At 67.8% G+C, this 18,538-nt stretch carries 17 protein-coding genes; 11 read left to right on the top strand and 6 right to left on the bottom strand.

From position 1 onward, the window contains the following. Positions 1-136: 136 nt before the first annotated feature. Together H0X95_RS01305 and H0X95_RS01300 are read right to left on the bottom strand one after the other, a co-directional pair. Positions 137-988 carry a pirin family protein gene (locus tag H0X95_RS01305; protein ID WP_034203973.1) on the bottom strand — a complete coding sequence of 284 codons (852 nt, stop codon included), beginning with the start codon at positions 986-988 and terminating at the stop codon, positions 137-139. 34 nt (positions 989-1,022) lie between these two features. After that, on the bottom strand, positions 1,023-1,628 hold the full coding sequence (locus H0X95_RS01300) for an FMN-dependent NADH-azoreductase (protein WP_006498024.1): 606 nt from the start codon (positions 1,626-1,628) through the stop codon (positions 1,023-1,025). A gap of 118 nt (positions 1,629-1,746) precedes the next feature. Here H0X95_RS01300 and H0X95_RS01295 point away from each other — a divergent pair, with 118 nt between their 5' ends. The 3 genes from H0X95_RS01295 to proP all read left to right on the top strand — a co-directional run bounded on the left by H0X95_RS01295 (position 1,747) and on the right by proP (position 5,673). Further along, on the top strand, positions 1,747-2,670 hold the full coding sequence (locus tag H0X95_RS01295) for a LysR family transcriptional regulator (protein WP_059723885.1): 924 nt from the start codon (positions 1,747-1,749) through the stop codon (positions 2,668-2,670). 231 nt (positions 2,671-2,901) lie between these two features. Next, the gene (locus tag H0X95_RS01290; protein WP_006498022.1) at positions 2,902-3,930 is read left to right on the top strand and encodes a DNA topoisomerase IB; all 1,029 of its coding nucleotides are present in this window, start codon (positions 2,902-2,904) and stop codon (positions 3,928-3,930) included. Between the two features lie 273 nt (positions 3,931-4,203). Continuing rightward, on the top strand, positions 4,204-5,673 hold the full coding sequence (proP, locus tag H0X95_RS01285; RefSeq protein WP_059723887.1) for a glycine betaine/L-proline transporter ProP: 1,470 nt from the start codon (positions 4,204-4,206) through the stop codon (positions 5,671-5,673). 55 nt (positions 5,674-5,728) lie between these two features. On the opposite strand, the gene H0X95_RS01280 is transcribed toward proP, so the two are convergent. The 4 genes from H0X95_RS01280 to H0X95_RS01265 form a co-directional block, all read right to left on the bottom strand. Beyond that, the gene (locus H0X95_RS01280) at positions 5,729-6,553 is read right to left on the bottom strand and encodes an alpha/beta fold hydrolase (RefSeq protein ID WP_006482236.1); all 825 of its coding nucleotides are present in this window, start codon (positions 6,551-6,553) and stop codon (positions 5,729-5,731) included. 148 nt (positions 6,554-6,701) lie between these two features. After that, positions 6,702-7,694, bottom strand: coding sequence for a LysR substrate-binding domain-containing protein (locus H0X95_RS01275; RefSeq protein WP_006482230.1), 993 nt, complete (start codon positions 7,692-7,694; stop codon positions 6,702-6,704). Positions 7,695-8,313: 619 nt separating this feature from the next. Further along, on the bottom strand, positions 8,314-9,174 hold the full coding sequence (locus H0X95_RS01270) for a diiron oxygenase (RefSeq protein ID WP_062886116.1): 861 nt from the start codon (positions 9,172-9,174) through the stop codon (positions 8,314-8,316). 23 nt (positions 9,175-9,197) lie between these two features. Beyond that, positions 9,198-10,145, bottom strand: a complete 948-nt coding sequence (locus H0X95_RS01265) for a fatty acid desaturase family protein (RefSeq protein WP_034203968.1) — start codon at positions 10,143-10,145, stop codon at positions 9,198-9,200. Between the two features lie 380 nt (positions 10,146-10,525). Between H0X95_RS01265 and H0X95_RS01260 the strand changes: the two genes are divergently transcribed. From H0X95_RS01260 to H0X95_RS01225, 8 genes are read left to right on the top strand one after another with little or no spacing between them, the layout of a single operon-like run. Then, the gene (locus tag H0X95_RS01260; protein WP_230204583.1) at positions 10,526-12,289 is read left to right on the top strand and encodes a fatty acyl-AMP ligase; all 1,764 of its coding nucleotides are present in this window, start codon (positions 10,526-10,528) and stop codon (positions 12,287-12,289) included. After that, positions 12,286-12,996: an ABC transporter ATP-binding protein gene (locus H0X95_RS01255; RefSeq protein ID WP_059721427.1), complete on the top strand. Its 711-nt coding sequence runs from the start codon at positions 12,286-12,288 to the stop codon at positions 12,994-12,996. The genes H0X95_RS01260 and H0X95_RS01255 overlap by 4 nt, the downstream gene beginning before the upstream one ends. Continuing rightward, the gene (locus H0X95_RS01250) at positions 12,968-14,185 is read left to right on the top strand and encodes an ABC transporter permease (RefSeq protein WP_048988606.1); all 1,218 of its coding nucleotides are present in this window, start codon (positions 12,968-12,970) and stop codon (positions 14,183-14,185) included. Before H0X95_RS01255 ends, H0X95_RS01250 begins: the two co-directional genes overlap by 29 nt. Next, the gene (locus H0X95_RS01245; protein WP_059721428.1) at positions 14,182-14,925 is read left to right on the top strand and encodes an outer membrane lipoprotein-sorting protein; all 744 of its coding nucleotides are present in this window, start codon (positions 14,182-14,184) and stop codon (positions 14,923-14,925) included. The genes H0X95_RS01250 and H0X95_RS01245 overlap by 4 nt, the downstream gene beginning before the upstream one ends. Then, the gene (locus tag H0X95_RS01240; RefSeq protein WP_059721429.1) at positions 14,915-16,243 is read left to right on the top strand and encodes a hypothetical protein; all 1,329 of its coding nucleotides are present in this window, start codon (positions 14,915-14,917) and stop codon (positions 16,241-16,243) included. Before H0X95_RS01245 ends, H0X95_RS01240 begins: the two co-directional genes overlap by 11 nt. Positions 16,244-16,256: 13 nt before the next feature. Beyond that, positions 16,257-17,342, top strand: a complete 1,086-nt coding sequence (locus H0X95_RS01235) for a hypothetical protein (RefSeq protein ID WP_059721430.1) — start codon at positions 16,257-16,259, stop codon at positions 17,340-17,342. A 58-nt stretch (positions 17,343-17,400) separates the two neighbouring features. After that, the gene (locus H0X95_RS01230; protein ID WP_006481176.1) at positions 17,401-17,655 is read left to right on the top strand and encodes an acyl carrier protein; all 255 of its coding nucleotides are present in this window, start codon (positions 17,401-17,403) and stop codon (positions 17,653-17,655) included. 7 nt (positions 17,656-17,662) lie between these two features. Next, complete coding sequence (locus H0X95_RS01225; protein ID WP_034203963.1) at positions 17,663-18,538, top strand: hypothetical protein; 876 nt, start codon at positions 17,663-17,665, stop codon at positions 18,536-18,538.

Raw genomic sequence — 18,538 nt, 5'->3', positions numbered from 1 at the left:
TCCAATGAAATATTGGATTGAGCCGATGTCGGAATCGGCATACGTATAAACACCTAAGCGCGACACCCCGCGGGCGCGGCGTCTCGGCACGCCGGCCGCCTTGAACGGAGGCCGGATATCGACGATGACGAAAGCATCAGCGCATCACGCCCCTGGCGCGCAGTTCACGGCCGATACGCCCGATTTCGCGCTCGCCTTCCACCAACGCGGCGGCGCTCGTGTGCACCGAGTAGGCGCCCAGATGAAGATCGTGCGGATGCGGAATCGCCGTACCGACCACGAAGCGCGCGTCGGTCACGGCCTCGAATTCGATCGGCGCGTCGGACGCGTCGAACACGACCAGCTCGCCCCGCCCGACCGGGTCCGGCGTGCGCAGGCGGCCGTCCATCACGGCGGTCCAGCCGACCCGGTGGCCCTGCGGCGGCCGGCAGGTCCAGCGCTCACCCGCCTTCAACTGCACGACGACGTAGTTGATGCCCGGCGGCGCATCGACCGAGCTGACCGCGTCGCCGTGGCGGCCGAGCAGCACGCGGGCCGGCCCGTCCGTCGGGATGTCGTCGATCGACAGGTGCTGACTGAACGCCGGCGCCAGCTCGCGCCCCGGCGGCAACGCCACCCACAGCTGGAACGCCTTGACCGGCGGCACCACGGAACCCGTATGCCAGACGCCGCGCCCCGCGCTCATCCATTCGATGTCGCCGGCCCCTATCGGGCCTTCGTGGCCCGTCGATTCCACATAGGTGCCGTGCCCGTCGAGCATGAGCGTCAGCGTGGCGATGCCCGAATGCGGATGCCAGCCGAAGGCCGGCTTGCCGAGCGGCGCCCGCGTATCGATCAGGTCGAGGAACACGAACGGCTTGATCATCTCGCCCACGTCGGACGGGCTGACCATGCGGACGACCGGCCCGTGCGCGTTGCCGCGCGTGCGGAACACGACACGACGGCCGGCGACGGTGGTCGAGGGAACGGAATCGAGGGTATTCAACATCGGTTCTCCGGTGGCCGGTATCCGGCGTATTGCGTCAGGCCGCGAGGGCCGCTGCCGCTTCCTTCGCCGATGCAATCGCGCCCGTGCGCTTGTCCGCCCCCATCGCGACGCCTTCGGCACGAATGAACGTGATGTCGGTGATGCCGAGAAAACCGAACGCGTCTCTCAGATAGGTTTCCTGATGATCGAACGACGCGAACGGCGACCCGACGCTGTACACGCCACCACGTGACGACGCGATGACCAGCTTCTTGCCGCCGCACAGGCCGACCGGCCCGTTTTCGTCGTAGCGAAATGTCGTGCCGGCCACCGAGATGCGATCGACCCACGCCTTCAGTTGCGACGCGATGCCGAAGTTGTACATCGGCGCGCCGATGACAACGATGTCGGCCGCAAGGAATTCCTCAAGCGCGCGCTGGCCGATCTCGACGTCCGCCTTCAGCGCGTCGTCGACCGGCGCGCCTTGCGCGGCGGCAAGGTGTTCGGCGGCCAGATGGCCGAGCGGCGTGGCGGCGAGGTCGAGGTGCGTGACCGTGAGGCCGGGATCGCGGGCGCGGAAGCGGGCGACGATTTCCGCCGACAGTTCGCGGCTGACCGAGCCCTGGCCGAGGATGCTCGAATCGATGTGCAGCAGTTTCATGCAGATTCTCCTTGAGACGGATGGATTCGCCGGTAGCGTGAGACCAGTATGGAGATCGATTCGGCTTTACACTAGATGGATAAACAGGATTTGATTAATCCATTTCTGGAGTAATCCCATGCTCGATCTGAATGATCTCGCGCTGTTCGTCCAGGTCATCCGCGCCGGCAGCTTTTCGGAGGCCGCACGACGCCTGCGCATGCCGGCCAATACGCTGAGTCGGCGCATCGACCAGTTCGAAGGGCACATCGGCACGCGCCTGCTGCATCGCTCGACCCGCAAGCTGGCGCCGAGCACCGAGGGCCTGGCGCTGTTCGAGCGCTACGCGCCGGCACTCGACCGGATCTTCGAGATCGAACGGCAGCATGCGGACGGGCAGGAACCGGCCGGAACCGTGCGCGTGGCGGCGATGGCCGGCCTGTTCGAAGTGATCAAGCTGGAATGGCTGGCCGAGTTCTACGCGCGCCATCCGCGCATCAGCATCGACTTCCTGCTCGACGACACGCCGTCCGACCTGATCGCCGAGCGCATCGACCTCGCACTGCGCATCGGCATCGAGACCGGCGGCAGCTTCCGCGTGCGCCGGATCGCGCCGGGCACGATGATCCTCGCCGCCAGCCCCGCTTATCTCGAACGACGCGGCACGCCCCGCACGCCGCGCGAGCTGGCCGACCACGATTGCCTCACGGTGTCGAGCCGCCAGGGACGCAGCATGTGGCGCCTGCAGGGGCCGCGCGGCACGCAGGAGATTTCGATCGACAGCCGTTTCTCGGTCAACGACATGCGCGTGGTCATGCAGGCGTGCCTCGCCGGCCTCGGCATCGCGCTGGTGCCGCGGGTGCTCGCCGCGGCGGCGATCGACGAAGGCAAGCTGGCGCGCGTGCTGCCGGCCTACCAACGCTCCGGCGCCGGGCTCGGGCTGCAGCTCGTCTATACGAGCCGCCCGCCGCTGCCGCCCGCGGTGACGGCCGTCGCCGAGTTTCTGCTGGAGAAGCTCGACCAGGGGATGTCGAGGTGTCCCGAGCCCACGGCCGGCCGATGACGTTTCGTCGTCGCCGCGAACGGCATTTCCCGGCCGCTCTGCCGTCGCGTCGTACGGCCAGCCGGCGCACGATTCTTGCTCCCGTTCCGCAACGACCGCTCATGCCGTGCTGCAGGTCGCCGTCCGCGCCCATTACGAACAAGGGAGCAAACACATGACCGCCGCCCACGAGCACGGGTCGCCATCCGTCGCCATCGCCGTCTCCATCGCCGCCAACCGGCACACGCGCGCATGAAGCAGCCCGCTTCGAGCACGGCCGCGGCGCTGCGCCACGTCGACGACCGCCAGCCCGGCTACACGCGCCGCCGCCTGCGCAACGGCTTCGCGTATTACGCGCAAGACGGCACGCGGATTCGCGATGCCGCGGAAATCGCCCGCATCGACGCGCTCGCGATCCCGCCCGCGTACACCGACGTGTGGATCTGCGCGGACCCGCTCGGCCACCTGCAGGCGACGGGCCGCGACGCGCGCGGCCGCAAGCAGTATCGCTACCACCCGCAGTGGCGGGCGACCCGCGACGCGAACAAGTACGCACGAATGGCCGCGTTCGCGCGGGCGCTGCCGCGCATCCGCGCGCGCGTCACGCGCGACCTGGCGTTGCCGGGCATGCCGCGCGACAAGGTCGTCGCGACGATCGTCCGCTTGCTCGACACGACGCTCGCGCGGATCGGCAACGCGGAATACGCACGCGAAAACGGCTCGTACGGGCTGACGACGCTGCGCAAGCGCCATTTGAAGATCCAGCCCGGCCAGGTGCGGCTGCGCTTCACCGGCAAGAGCGGGATCGAACACGACGTGACGGTCGACGATGCGCGGGTCGCGCGGATCGTGCGGCGCTGCGCGGAACTGCCCGGTCACGAGCTGTTCCAGTATGTGGACGACGACGGCGTGCGCCATCCGGTCGGGTCGTCCGACGTGAACGACTACCTGCGCGAAGCCGGCGGCGCCGATTTCACCGCGAAGGATTACCGGACGTGGGCCGGCAGCGTGCATGCGCTCGGGTTGCTGCGGCGCGTGGAGCACCGCGGCGTCACGCATGCCCGCAAGCAGATCGTCGAAACCGTGCGCGCGGTGGCGGACCTGCTGCGCAACACGCCGGCCGTGTGCCGGCGCTGCTACATCCATCCGGTCGTGCTCGACGCGTTCGAGTCGGGCGCGCTCGCCACGCTGGCGGTCCGGCGCTCGCTGCGCGGCCTGCGCGCGGATGAAGCGGCGTTCGTCGCGTTGCTGGTGTCCGCGAGCCGGCGCGCGGCGAGATGACCGTCCATGCCGCGCCCCGCCCGCCGGGGTGCAATCCGGGCGACGTCCCCGCGTGTCGTTTACCACCGGTTTCCGGGCGCATGACCGATAGCCGCTCGCGCCCGTTTCTCTAAACTGGTTCGCACAATACACCTGCCCGGTGTCGTCCCGCTGCGCGCGTCACGCCACCGGCATCGAGGCATCCCCGAGACATCCGCCTTCGCAGTCCGCCGGCCCGCACGACCCCGCTGCATTCCCGCCGGCCGGTTGCCAAGGCCATTCCAGGAGAGTTCATTGAGCCCGTCGCAAGCGCACCCCGCGAAAGCCCGGTCTTCGCGCAAGTCCGTCAAGCTGGATGACATCACGATCGTCGACCCTGCCGTCCTCAAGCGCGCGGTCGGCGCGATGGCGTTCGGCAATGCGATGGAATGGTTCGACTTTGGCGTCTACAGCTATATCGCCGTCACGCTCGGCAAGGTGTTCTTCCCGTCCAGCAGCCCGTCCGCGCAGCTGCTCGCGACCTTCGGCACGTTCGCGGCCGCGTTCCTCGTGCGCCCGCTCGGCGGCATGGTGTTCGGCCCGCTCGGCGACCGCATCGGCCGCCAGCGCGTGCTCGCCGCGACGATGATCATGATGGCCGTCGGCACCTTCGCGATCGGCCTGATTCCGAGCTATGCGTCGATCGGCATCATGGCCCCGATCCTGTTGCTCGTCGCCCGCCTCGTGCAGGGCTTCTCGACGGGCGGCGAATACGGCGGCGCGGCGACCTTCATCGCCGAGTTCGCGACCGACAAGCGTCGCGGCTTCATGGGCAGCTTCCTCGAATTCGGCACGCTGATCGGCTATACGCTCGGCGCGGCCACGGTCGCGCTGCTGACGGCCACGCTGTCGCAGGACGCGCTGCTGTCGTGGGGCTGGCGCGTACCGTTCTTCATCGCCGGTCCGCTCGGCCTCGTCGGCCTCTACGTGCGGCTCAAGCTCGAGGAAACGCCGGCGTTCAAGAAGGAGGCGGAAGCACGCGAAGCGGACGAACGCGCGCGGCCGAAGCAGCGCTTCGCGACGCTGCTCGTCGAACAGTGGAAGCCGCTGCTGCAATGCGTCGGTCTCGTGCTGATCTTCAACGTGACCGACTACATGGCGCTGTCGTACCTGCCGAGCTACCTGTCGGCGACGCTGCACGTTCGCGAATCGCACGGGCTCTTCATGGTGCTGCTCGTGATGGTGCTGATGATGCCGATGACGCTGTACGCCGGGCACCTGTCGGACAAGGTCGGCCGCAAGCCGGTGATGATGGCCGGCTGCGTGGGCCTGCTCGCGCTGTCGGTGCCGGCGCTGATGCTGATCCGCACCGGCGGCATGCTGCCGATCTTCGGCGGGATGCTGATCTACGGCGTCCTGCTGTCGACGTTCACGGGCGTGATGCCGTCCGCGCTGCCCGCGCTGTTCCCGACGCGGATCCGCTACGGCGCGCTCGCGATCGGCTTCAACGTGTCGGTGTCGCTGTTCGGCGGCACGACGCCGCTCGTCACCGCGTGGCTGGTCGATCGCACCGGCGACCTGATGATGCCCGCGTACTACCTGATGGGCGCGTCGTTCATCGGCATCGTGTCGGTGCTTGCGCTGCGCGAGACCGCGCGCCAGCCGCTGCCCGGCTCCGGGCCGTGCGTGGCGAGCCGCGCGGAAGCGTTGAGCCTCGTGCGCGGCAGCGCCGACGAAGCGCGTGTGCGCGGCCGGAGGTTCACACCGGTCAGCGAGCGCGCGTAACGCAGGTCGATGCGACGCCGCACGGCCTGCGCGCATGTCGCCGGTCGCGCGGTCGTCAGTTCGCGTGCAGCGGCTGCGCGTCGAACCAGTCGAGTAGCGTGCGCGTGACGAACGCGGGATTTTCCAGGTTCGAAATATGGCCGGCGTCCGGCACCAGCGCATGCGCGCAGCCGATCACGCTCGCCATCTTCACGGTTTCCGACGGCGGCCGCGCCATGTCGCCCGCGCCGCACATCAGCAGCGTGCGTTCCGCGTCGAGTTCGGCCAGTGCGGACAGCGTGTCGGGCCGGCCGAAGATCAGCCGACCGAGCGGCGCGATCGATTGCCGCAACCGGTCGGCGGGCAGGTTCGCCAACGCATCGCGAAACGCGGTCGGCACCGGATCTTCCAGATTCACGTCCGGCCGGAAGAACAGCGGCACGATCGCGTCGAGCAGCGGCGGCGCGATGCGGCCCGCGGCCTCGATCGCATCGAGCATTCCGAAGTAGCGGGCGCGCGTCGCGTCCGGCTCGGCGTCGAGCGACGCGTCCATGATCACCAGCGAGCGCACGCGCTGCGGCTCGCGCAACGCGAGCCGTGCGCCCCACATGCCGCCGACGCTGAGGCCGACGACCGCGCACTGTTCGATTTCCAGCGCGTCGAGCAGCGCGCTCGCCTGCGTGGCGAGATCGTCGAGCGTGTGCGTGCCGTCCGGCAGCGCGCCCGATGCGCCATGCCCCCACAGGTCCGGCACGATCACGCGATACCGGCGCGACAGTGCGTCGATCTGCGGCGCCCACATCGTGGCATCCCACAGATAGCTGTGCCCGAGCAGCACCGGAAACCCGGTGCCGTGATCGAGGTAATGCAGGGTACTGCCTTGAATGCCGTGTGCGGGCATGCTGTCTCCGGGAGGTCAGGACTCGGCGGTGGCCCGGAACCGGGCGTCGCGGTCGGTGGCGTTCCGTGACGAACGCGAAGCGGCGCATCATCGCACAGGTTGCAGGTATTGCGCATGACGCCGCGCACGACGCATTCGCCGGGCCGCACTATCCGACGCGATACATCGGCAGCACGTTGCTGCCGGCCGTGTCCTGCTCCGGCGCGAGCGCGGGGCACGCCTGATCGAGCAGCCAGTTGGTCAGCACCGCGATATCGAATTCGTTGCACGCGTCGGGGTTCTGCACGAGCACGTAGCTGCCCGACGCAACGGTGCAATGCGGGAACAGCTCGACGAGCCGCCCCTGCTTCAGCAGCCCGTCGACCAGCGGCCGCCTGCCGATCGCGATGCCGTGCCCGTCGACCGCGGCCTGGACCAGTTGATCGTACTGGCTGAAGTGCAGCGCGCCGGCCGGCCGCAGCCGCGGCACGCCGAGCTCCTTCAGCAAATGGCTCCACCCGTGCCACGGCCATTCGCCGCGCGGGTCGTCGAGATGCAGCAGCACGTGCTTGTCGAGATCGGCCGGCTTCATCGATGCGGCGTCGCCCATCGCCGTCAACAGGCTCGGGCTGCACACCGCCACGACACGCTCGCGAAACAACACGTCCGTATCGTCGGTCGACGTATACGGGCCGGCATAACGCACCGCCAGGTGCAAACGTTTGCGTTTAAGATCTTCAATTTCGCTCGTTGCCGACACGCGCACGTCGATGTCCGGATAGCTGGCGCGGAACGAACCGAGGCGCGGAATCAGCCACAGCGCGGCGAACGAAACGGTGGTCGACAACGAAATGGCGCGCTGGCCGACGCTCGACGACAGCTTGCCGACCACCGATTCCAGATCGGACAACGCGAACGAGATCGCGTCGTACAACTCGCGCCCCTTGTCGGTCAGCGTGAGCGAACGAATGTGCCGATGAAACAGCTCGATCCGGAGCTGCTCTTCGAGCGCCTTGACCTGCCGACTCACGGCCGATTGCGTGACGTTGAGCTCCTGCCCCGCACGCGTGAAGCTCAAATGGCGCGCCGCGCATTCGAAGCCTCTCAGGAAATCCAGCGAAGGCAGACTTCTCAATCGCTTTGCCAATCTCACATTAGCCATACCGCCGCCTCAAAGTTGCACCCATCGACAGACAAGTTGCCGTTCGTCTCCCTGGATCGTCTCTCCTATTTGGATTCGGAAACGATTTTATATTGAAGCATGGATGCATATCATTCTTATTTTCAATCGTGACACTTGTATTTATCTATCAATTTTCATCGCATCGATACGCTTACACGAACATTATCAAGTAGTGATTTTGTAAATTAATATGCGAACGAATCGAGCGTACCAAAAGGGTTGATAAATTGGCGTAAAAACAGGCGATTGCCGACAAAATTCGACGTCATCGCATCCATATCGACGTCATGACAGAGAAATCATCCGATGCCTACAAATCGATTTCAATCAGCCGACTTTTCATTTTATTTTCCGGATTGCGAAAACAAACAGTCTGCAACATACATACAAAATGCCATTCAAATCCGGAATTTAGCGTTTATTAAAATATACTAAACGAATGAAATCCGGTATTTTCATGCCGCCTCGTGAAACTGACGAGCCGATTATGTCCGGAAATGCATAATCCGCCGGCCGGCAGCGCCGGTCGGTGTGCATTCGATGCGCATGTCGGGCGGAATTCGGGCCGCGCCGCGCGACGACCGTCAAGATGAATCCGCTACGGACCGTCCGCCGCGCCATTCGCGCGCGCGGTCACTTCGCGGCGATAGCGGTTCAATTCCTGCGCGGTCGCGAACGTGCGCTCGAACAGGATCGACAGGTTGTGCAGGATCCGCTCGACGACCTTCTTCTCCCACTCGCCGTCGAACCGGATCTGCTCGTCGAGCCAGCGCTCGAGCCATTCCGGATCCGGCAGACGCGACTGCACGGTGTCGCGCGGGAACAGCGCCTGGTTCACGTGCAGGTTGGTCGGGTGCAGCGGTTTTTCGGTGCGGCGCGCCGACGCCATCAGCACGCCGATCTTCGCGAATGCGGCACGGGCGACGTCGCCGCAGTTGTTCAACGCCTTCTTCATGTAGCGCAGGTACGCGCCGCCATGACGCGCTTCGTCGCGCGAAATCGTTTCGTAGATCTGCTTGACGACGGGCTCGGTGTGCCAGTCGGCCGCACAGCGGTACCAGTGGTTCAGGCGAATCTCGCCGCAGAAGTGCAGCATCAGCGTCTCGAGCGGCGGCGCCGGATCGAACTGGAAGCGCACCGCGTGCAGTTCCTCTTCGGTCGGCACCATCTCCGGCTTGAAGCGGCGCAGGTATTCCATCAGCACCAGCGAATGCTTCTGCTCCTCGAAGAACCACACGCTCATGAACGCGGAAAAGTCGCTGTCGTGCTGGTTGTCGCGCAGGAACATTTCCGTCGCGGGCAGCGCCGACCATTCGGTGATCGCGTTCATCTTGATCGTCTTCGCCTGCTCGTCGGTGAGCAGCGAAGCGTCGAACTTGTCCCACGGAATGTCCTTCTCCATGTCCCAGCGGACCGCTTCGAGCGACCTGAACAATTCCGGATAGAGCATCGTCGTCACCGTCGTCGCAACGCGTGGCGCGGTCATGCCGATTGGGTCGAGGCCGGCGCGGCCGCTTCGGCATCGGGCTCGCGATCGTCCCGGTCGTCGTCCACCGCACGCGGCGACAGCCGGCCGCGCAGCAACGCAGAGTAGAACTGCCGATACGTGCGGTGGTAATAGCGGATGCGCGGCGCGATCGCGCCATGCAGGTCGTGCAGCCGCTCGATCGGCAGGTTCGGCATCATGTGATGCTCGACGTGATAGTTGTTGCCGTTCGTGAACCACGTCATGAACGCGTTGCTCTCGATCGTCCGCGTGTTGCGGAACGGGTCGGTGCTCGTCAGGTCGCAGCGGTAGTGTTCGGGCATCTCGACCAGCGCATGCACGGGCGCCGCGACCGATACGAGCGGCACGACCCACACCCAGACGACGAACCACGTGTGCAACGCGAACGACAGCGCGGCCAGCAGCGCGATCGCGGCGGCCATCAGTAGGTAGTCGCGGCGGATCGCGCGCGACACGAGCGCATTGTCGCCGAAGCGCGCGCCCGGCACGACGAGCTTCGCGACGTTCTTCGCGAACTGGATATAGTGCGCGGCCATCGACAGCCGCCACATCCACAGCCCGACGTTGACGACGGGGCGTGCGCCGTACTGGTCGCCGTAATCGAAGAACTCCTTGTTCTCCGGTGTGCCGAGCAGCCGGTGATGCCGCAGGTGGCTGTCCTGGTACGCATGAAACGACACGAGCATCGGCATGCCGAGCAGCACGCCGAACACCATGTTCAGCCGCTTGCTGCGGAACCCCTGGTAATGCAGCGCCTGATGCTGCAGCTCGACGCCGTGCGCGTACATCGCGCCGATCAGCAGGATGCCGACGATCTTCAGGATCACGAGCGTCGACAGCGCGAACATCATCCCGTGCGCGATGAGCGCGACGTAGACCGCCAGCTTCAGCGAGAAGACCACGCCGCTCGGGCGGCTCTTCATGTCCGCAACCGGTTTCGGGCGGGCGACAAGCGATGAGGTGACGGACAAGACGCTCTCCTTGAGCCGGACTGCCCCGGCACGATGACGCGGCGACGCTGGCGCGCTGCCGGGTTGCAATTCTTCTGTGAGTCGATGTTTCGGACAAACGAATTTTCCGAACGCATTGCATGACGCCTGCGCATGAGCGCACCACATCGTGAACTAGACGACCGGTCGAATGAGACCGACCAGTCACCTCGTGGATGCGCGCTGCTCATGCATAGCCTGCATAGATTCCGTTTGTCGCCGCCGATCGATCCGGCAAGAATCCTCCTCACTCGACGAACGGCGCCGCCGGCACCGTGGCGCGAGCGGCCGTGTTCCTCAAGGGGAGAATCCTCGTGACGAAGTGCGCTTCCACCATTCACCGTCTGATCGAATCGCTCGAGGACGTCGCGGGCGCCATGCATCGCATGACGTTCGTCGACGACGCGGGCCACGAAGCGGGCATCACGTACCGGCACTTCGCGGAAGCGGTGTTTCGCCAGGCCGGCGCGCTGCGCGAGCTCGGGGTGCGCGAGAACGACCTGGTGATGCTCGCGCTGCCGGCGTCGGTCGAGCATGCGGTCGCGATGATGGCGTGCGTGATGACGGGCGCGCTGCCGTGCACCGTGCCCGTTCCCGCGCGGCGTGCCACGGCCGGGCGGCAGGTGGCGGACGTCGCGTGCGAGCTGTACCGGCCGCGCCTCGTCATCGCCGCCGACGCGCAGGCCGCGGCCTGGCGCGACGACGCGTTTCCCGCGGCCGCCACGCGCGTCGTCGATCTCGCGACGCTGTCGAGCGCGGCGGATGCCGGCGCGCGCGCACTGATCAGTTCGAAGAGCGGCCGCGATCCGCATCATGTGCAGCTCACGTCGGGTTCGACGTCGCATCCGAAAGCCGCGGTGCTCAGTCACGAGAACGTGATCGCGAACGTGCTCGGCATCGGCGGGTCGGTGCGCTTCGACATCGCGGCCGGCGACGGCACCGCGTCGTGGCTGCCGCTCTATCACGACATGGGGCTGCTCACGCTGCTGTCGAACCTGCATTACCGCGCGCCGTTGCTGATGATGCAGCCGAACAGCTTCATCCGGAATCCGCTCGGCTGGCTCAAGCGCATCGCGTCGGCGCGCGCGACGACGACGTCGGTGCCGACCTTCGCGCTGCGCTACTGCGTGCGCCGCTTCAATGCCGCCGCGATGGATGGCGTCGACCTGTCCGCGTGCCGCAACATCTTCATCGGCGGCGAACGCGTCGACGACGCGACGCTGCGCGATTTCGCCGCGACGTTCGCGCCGTACGGCCTCGCGGCGTCGGCGCTGCAACCGTGCTACGGGATGGCCGAATCGACGCTCGCGGTATCGATGCATCGTGCTTGGCACGAAGGCGCGGTCGATGGCGCGCCGTACGTGATCGCCGATACGCTCGACCGGCGCGCGCTGATCGAGCGCCGCGACGCGCAGCCGGCCGCCGCGAACGATGGCCAGGACACGGAGACCGAAACGGTGCTCGCGATGGGCACGCCGATCGACGGGATGGCGTTCCGCATCCTCGACGACGGCGACCACGCGCTGGCCAATCGCGCGGTCGGCGAAGTCGCGATCCGCGGCACGTCGGTGATGCTCGGCTACCTGAACCCCGACGACGGCACGATCGCCGCGCCGCTGACGGCCGACGGCTGGTTCCGCACCGGCGACATCGGCTACGTCGCGGACGGCCAGTTGCATATCCTCGGCCGCAAGAAGGAAGTCATCATCATTCGCGGCAGCAACTATTTCCCGCACGAGATCGAGGAAGCGTTGGCCTCGCACTGCGCGCTGCGCAAGAGCACCTGCATCGCGTTCGGCCTGCCCGATCCCGAAACCGGCACCGAGCGGCTGGTCGTCGCGATCGAGGCGCGGCCGGTCGACGCGACGCCGCAAACGCGCACCGAGTGCCAGCAACTGCTCACGTCGCGCATCGGCTTCGCCGCGCAGGATCTGTGTTTCGTCGAGCCCGGCTCGCTGCCGCGCACGACGAGCGGCAAGCTGCAGCGCCTGAAGTGCCGCGATCTCTATGCGAACGGCGCACTGCCCGTGATCGCCGCGCCGGTTGCCGCCGAAGCCGGCCAGGGAGCGTTCGCATGACGGCCGTCCCGCTCGACTCCGTGCTCGAACTGCGCGACGTCACCCGCGTGTACGAAGGCGCGGGCCGCGTCGTCGCGGTGCGCGGCGCGACGATCTCGATCGCCCGGCGCGACGTCGTCGCGCTCGTCGGGCCGTCGGGCAGCGGCAAGAGCACGCTGCTCAACCTCGCCGGTTTTCTCGACGTGCCGAGCAGCGGCGAACGCTGGCTCGAAGGCCGCCGGATCGACGACGCGCCGGACACGCTCGAACGGATTCGCCGCGAGCGCATCGGCTTCGTGTTCCAGCAATTCAACCTGATTCCGGTGATGTCGGCGCTCGAGAACGTCGAGCTCGGCTGCTTCGCGTGGGGCACGCCGCGCACGCGGCGCGAACGCGCCCGCGCGATGCTCGACGCGGTGGGCCTCGCCGCGCGCGAACGGCACCGCCCCGGCGAGCTGTCCGGCGGCGAGCAACAGCGCGTCGCGCTGGCCCGCGCGCTCGCCAAGGAGCCGGCCATCGTGATCGCGGACGAGCCGACCGCGAGCCTCGACAGCGCCAACGCGCGGGCGGTCGCCGAGCTGATCCTCGACACCCAGCGCACGCTGGGCACCGCCTTTCTGATTGCGTCGCACGACGATCGTCTGTGCGCGCACCTGCCGCGCCGCATCGAAATGCGCGACGGCGTACCGGGAGTGAATCGTGAACTGGTCGACGTTTGCGTGGCGTAACCTCTGGCGCAACCGGCGCCGCACCGTGCTGACGATGGCGATGATCGGCGTCGCCGCGTTCGCGTCGAGCCTCGCGCTCGGCTACGTGATCGCGACGTTCGACGCGGTGCGCGAAGGCTCGATCGACAGCGGCGTCGGCCACGTGCAGGTGCTGCATCACGGCTATCTCGACCTGATCGGCGAACGGCCGCTGCAGTACGGGCTGAGCGCCGACGAACAGGCTGCCGCCACGCAGGCGATTGCAAAGCTGCCCGGCGTCGCGACGACCGCGCGCGGCATCGACTTCGACGGACTCGTGTCGAACGGCGATCTCAGTTACGGGTTCGTCGGCGAAGGGATCGAGCCGAACCGCGAACCGCCCGGCTTCTTCGACTATCACACGGTGCTGTCGGGCCGCTACCTGTCGCCGACGAACGCCGGCACCGAAGTCGTCGTCGGCGCCGAACTCGCGCGCAAGCTCGGCGTGCACGTCGGCTCGGTCGTGCAGCTGATGGCGTCGACCGCGCACGGCGGGATCAACGCGACCGACGCGCAGATCGTCGGTGTGATGAGCACCGGCAACAAGGACGTCGACGAGCGGATCGTCAACGTGACGTTCGCGGCCGCGCAGGCGCTGCTGCGCACCGACCGCGCGTCGCGCATCGCGGTGTTCCTCAAGGACACCGCCGGCACGCCGGCCGCCGCCGCGACGCTGCGCGCCGCGCTGCCGACGCTCGACGTGCGGACCTGGGACCAGCTGGTGTCGCTCTATCACCAGGTCGTCGCGCTGTACAAGAACCAGTTCTCGGTATTCGGCGCGATCCTCTGCGTGACGATCCTGCTGTCGATGAGCAACTGGATCCTGATGAGCATCGTCGAGCGCCGCCGCGAGATCGCGACGCTGCGCGCGCTCGGCGTGCCGGCCGCGACGGTGCGCGGCGTACTGATCCAGGAAACCGCGCTGCTCGGCCTGCTCGGCGCGGCCGCCGGCATCGCGCTCGCGCTGCTGACGATGGTCGCGCTCAATCACGCGCAGATCCACCTGCCCGCGCCGCCCGGCCGCGTGAAACCGATCCTGCTCGAATTCACCGTGTCGCCCGTCGCCGTGGCTGCCGTCGAAGCCGCGTTCGTCGTGCTCGGCGTGGCCGCGGCGCTGCTCGCGACGCTCGGGCTCGCGAAACGCAACATCCTCGAAGGACTCGCCCCATGAATCGCATTCGTCTTACGTTCGCCGCGTTCGTCGCGTGCGTGCCGCTCGCCGCCCACGCGGCCGACGCGTCGCCGGCCCAGACCATGCTCGCCCGTGCCGATGCTTACCGCAGCACAGCCGCCGATACGCAGACCAACATCGAGATCACCAACGAAGTCGGCGGACAATCCGGCGACGCGACGCGCTATCTCGTCTACACGCGCGGCAACGGCGACACGCTCGCGCTGACGCGCAGCGGCGAGAACGACGGCCAGAAATACCTCGCGACGACGCGCGGGCACTGGTTCTACGTGCCGAACACGCGCAGCGCGGTGCGCATCAACGGAATGCAGCGGCTGCAGGGCGAAGTCGTGATCAGCGACATCACGCGCACGCACTGGGCCGACAGCTATCGCGCGACGGTCGCGCCCGGCACGACGCCGATCGCCGGCAAGCCGGCCACCGAGCTCGACCTGACCGCGACCGATCCCGACAACGTGTACCCGACGATCAAGCTGTGGGTCACGCCCGATACCGACGTGCCGCTGCGCGCGCAGTTCTTCCTCGCGAGCGGCCTGCTGTTTCGCAGCGCCGATTTCTCCGCGCCGGTCGACGCGAACGGCCGCAAGGTGATCCGCAAGATCACGTATCGCAACGAGGTCGAGAAGCAGCGCGCGAGCGTCGTCGACATTCTCGACGGCCAGCCGCGCAAGATTCCGTCGGGCTGGTTCAATCCCGACACGCTCGCCGATGGCCAGTGAGTACGACGCCGATGCCGACGCTCATCGTGACCGCCGCCGTTCATCGCCCAATCGCGCCCGTCGCGGCTGGCCCGGTGTGGCGCTCGCCATCCCGCTCGCGCTCGGCTGCACGCTCGCGCACGGAGAATCGCTGATGGACCAGCTCGGCACGCTCAACGGGATCGGCTACACGCGCTCCGTCGACAGCATGGACGGCCACGCGCTGCTCGGCCGCCTGATCGGCGATTCGCCGCGCAACCAGCAGGAAGCCGGGCTGCTCGCGCGCATCGACGGCGAGAACCTGTTCGTGAATGCGCGCGTGGTCGCCAGCAACCATTCGCTCGGCGCGCAGGCGAGCCGCTTCAACGAAGCGGGCGTGCGCTACGCGTTCGACAACGGCATCACGCTCACGGCCGGCAAGCGGATCGATACGCTCGACACGTCGCAGGCGTTCTTCCCGCTCGGCTTCTTCCAGAAACGGGCCGCGACGGCCGACATCTACGATCGCTACGGCGACGTCGAAGGCACACCGCTCGTCGAAGCGAAATGGGCCGGCGAGCAGACCACGCTGCAGTTCATCGCCGGCGAGAACCGCACCCTGCGCAACGACGTCGACAACCGCGACGTCGAAGGCGCGACGCAGCTGGTGCGCGGCGCGTACAACTGGTCGGGCGGCTCCGCCGCGCTGCTCGCCGGCCGTCACGCGGGCCGCGGCGGCGCGGGCGCGACGCTGTCGTTCGACGTCGCGCGCTCGAACACCGTCTACGCGAGCGCGTGGCTCGAACGCGGCACGACGCGGCCGCTGCCCGCCTTCATCGCAAACGGCACGCCGCTCGATTCGGCGGCCGCGTACGACGCCGTCGATCGCCGCAACGATCGCCAATACATGTGGCGCAGCGCGCTCGGCATGCAGAGCGCGCTGCCCGGCAACCTGTCGCTGATCGTCGAGTGGTCGCACGACGAAGCGCGTTACGACGCGAGCCAGTGGCGCCGGATGGTCGGCGCGGTGCAGGCGAACAATGCGCTGCTGCCCGTCGCGCCGGGCGCCGCGCTGGCCGGCCTCGGCGGCACGGCCAGCTTCGTGAGCGTCGACGGCAGCCTGCGCGACTACCTGTTCGCGCGGCTCGGCAAGAAGGTTGGCCGCATCGAGTATTCGCTGCGCGGCGTCTATTCGCCGCAGGACAAGGGCCTGCTCGCGATCGCGCAGGTCGTCGCCGACGTGAACACACGCGTGAGCGTCGATGTCGCGCTCACCCATGCCTTCTCCGACAGCCAGTCCGAGTACCGGATGGTCGGTCTCGGCACCCGCATCGACGCCGCCGTGCGCGTGCGTTTCTGACAGGAACCCTGCCATGTCCACGCTTTCCGCCCCCGCCCCGCTCGCACCGTCGCTGCTCTTGCGCGTGGCCGATCAGGCCGCGTATCCGGTGCTGCGCCACCTCGACGCGATCGGCACGCCGCCACGCGCGGCCGCCCGGCTCGTCGAGGCCGCCGCCGTGCGGCTGCTCGACAGCGAGATGGTGATCGCGCTGCGCTCCACGGCACCGGACGTGCTGCCCGACGCATCCGCGTCGACCCCGCTGCGGCACGACGAAGCGCCGCTCACCGAAGCGCTGCTCGAACAGATCGGCCGCGAAGGGTTTCATCACCTGTTCAAGCCGTTCATGCGCGCGTTCATCCGCATCATGTTCGGGCTGTTCTTCTCCGACGACCAGAACCACCGCGCCTGCGAGTGCATCGACGCCGGCCATAACTTCGCGTTCCTGATGAGCGACGGCGGCGGCCCGACGCTCGCCGCGTGGCGCACCGTCGCGCGCAGCGACGACCACGGCCTCGCGCTGACCGTCGACAAGGTGTGGGGCATCGAGGCGCACCGCGACTGCATGGCCGTCGTCGCCGCGCGCCTGCCCGGCGTGATGTTCCCGGCCGCCTATCTCGTATGGCCCGACGAATACCGGAAGCTGACCCGCACGACCTGCGGCGCGCCGTTCCTCGCGGGCAACCTGCAGCTCGCGAACGTCGGCGGCCAGGTGCGCGTCGCCGCCGAGGACCGCCTGCGGATCGGCGGCCCCACCGTGTTCAACAAATACCTGACCGTCGTGCGGCCGTACTTCGTCCGCGCGCTGATGGCGCACGTCGGCTGGCTCGAACGGACCGGCCGCGTCGAGCTCGACGCCGATGCGCGCGCCGTGCACCGCTTCATCGCGGACGCCGCGCGCAGCCAGACCGACGACGCGCACTACAGCTTCGGCAAGGTGCAGCGTGTGCTCGCGATCAAGCTGCTGTCGAACGAGTTCCTGACCGCGCTCGTGCGCGACGGCAAGGTGCCGCTGTTCGACGACCAGCGCGACCTGCTGGCGTTTTCGAAGATGGAAGGCAGTTCGTACCGTTGTTATCACGAGCTTCGCAAGAGCCTGCGCTGCGAAGCCGGCAGTTGATCCACGCGACAGGCCGATCGATCCCGATCCAATCCACTCAACTTCAGGAGCTCCCCTCATGACGACCCAGAACGTTCCGGCCGACGCGCTCGACATCCTGTCCCGCGAAGTCGCGAAGATCCTCAATGTCGAAACCGTCGACACCGACGCCGGCATCGGCGAACTCGGCATCGATTCGCTGAACATCGTCGAGCTGATCGTGTTCTGCGAACAGCTTTACGGCTCGATCGATCCGGAAGCGCTGAACATCACGCAGTACACGACGCTGCAGCAGCTCGACGCGCAACTGCGCAGCCAGCAGCACGCGGCCTGATCCGACCATGCTCGCGCCCCTTGCCCCCGTGGCGGCCGCCGCCGTCCAGCCGGCCCCGGCGACCGCGCTGACCGTGCAGGCGCTCGCGTACCGGCGCGTCGCGCCGTCGCGCGACGGCGCGGCCGTGCCGCTCGACGACACGGCCCGCGCGATCGGCACGCTCGCGTGCGCCGAACGCGAGCGGCTGTGCGGTGCGATCGGCGCGGACGACTACGTGGTCAGCTCGACGATCCTGTCGATGCTGCTGATGAACGATTCGCCGCAGCATCGCGTGTTCGCGCAGGCCCTTGCCGGCGCGAACGACTACACGCCCGACTGGATGACCTGCTCGTACGAATGCGCGGGTTGGGGCTACGTGCTGCGCCGCACGCTCGCGACCGCGGCGGAAACCGGGCCGCGCACGCTGCTGCTGCAGATCGTCGACATCGACGTGCACGGCTACACGTACTGGCACGGCAACCCCGCCTGGGGGCGCTCGGGCTTCGGCGTCTGCACGCTGCTCGTCGACGTCGGCCGCGAACCGGCGCAGTCGGTCATTGCGGACGCCGCGCCGCCGGCCAGCGCGGTCGTGCGGCTCGGCCGCGACATCCGCACGTTCTGCGCGGCGCGCCCCGGCCTGCACGCGGCGCTGCCGTTCTTTCCGGCCACGTCGCGCCGCGCGCTGCTCGCGTCGGTCGGCAAGACGCCGCTGCTGCCGGACGGCCACGGCGTATTCGGCCATGCGTTCGGCAGCGACCCGTGGCTGTCGGTGCTGCTCGCGCACCGCGACGGCGATACGCCGCGCCGCGCGGCCGTCTGCTCGCTCGCGCTGAACGGCTATTACGCGATCGCGGACGTCGCGTTCGCGCCGGACGTGACGTTTTCTCTCGACGGCGAGGCGTGA

The sequence above is a fragment of the Burkholderia sp. 9779_493 genome (assembly GCF_015712215.1).
GTDB lineage: Bacteria > Pseudomonadota > Gammaproteobacteria > Burkholderiales > Burkholderiaceae > Burkholderia > Burkholderia cenocepacia.
The sequence above is the reverse complement of the archived record's forward strand: the minus strand, read 5'-3'. Positions and strand labels throughout refer to the sequence as shown.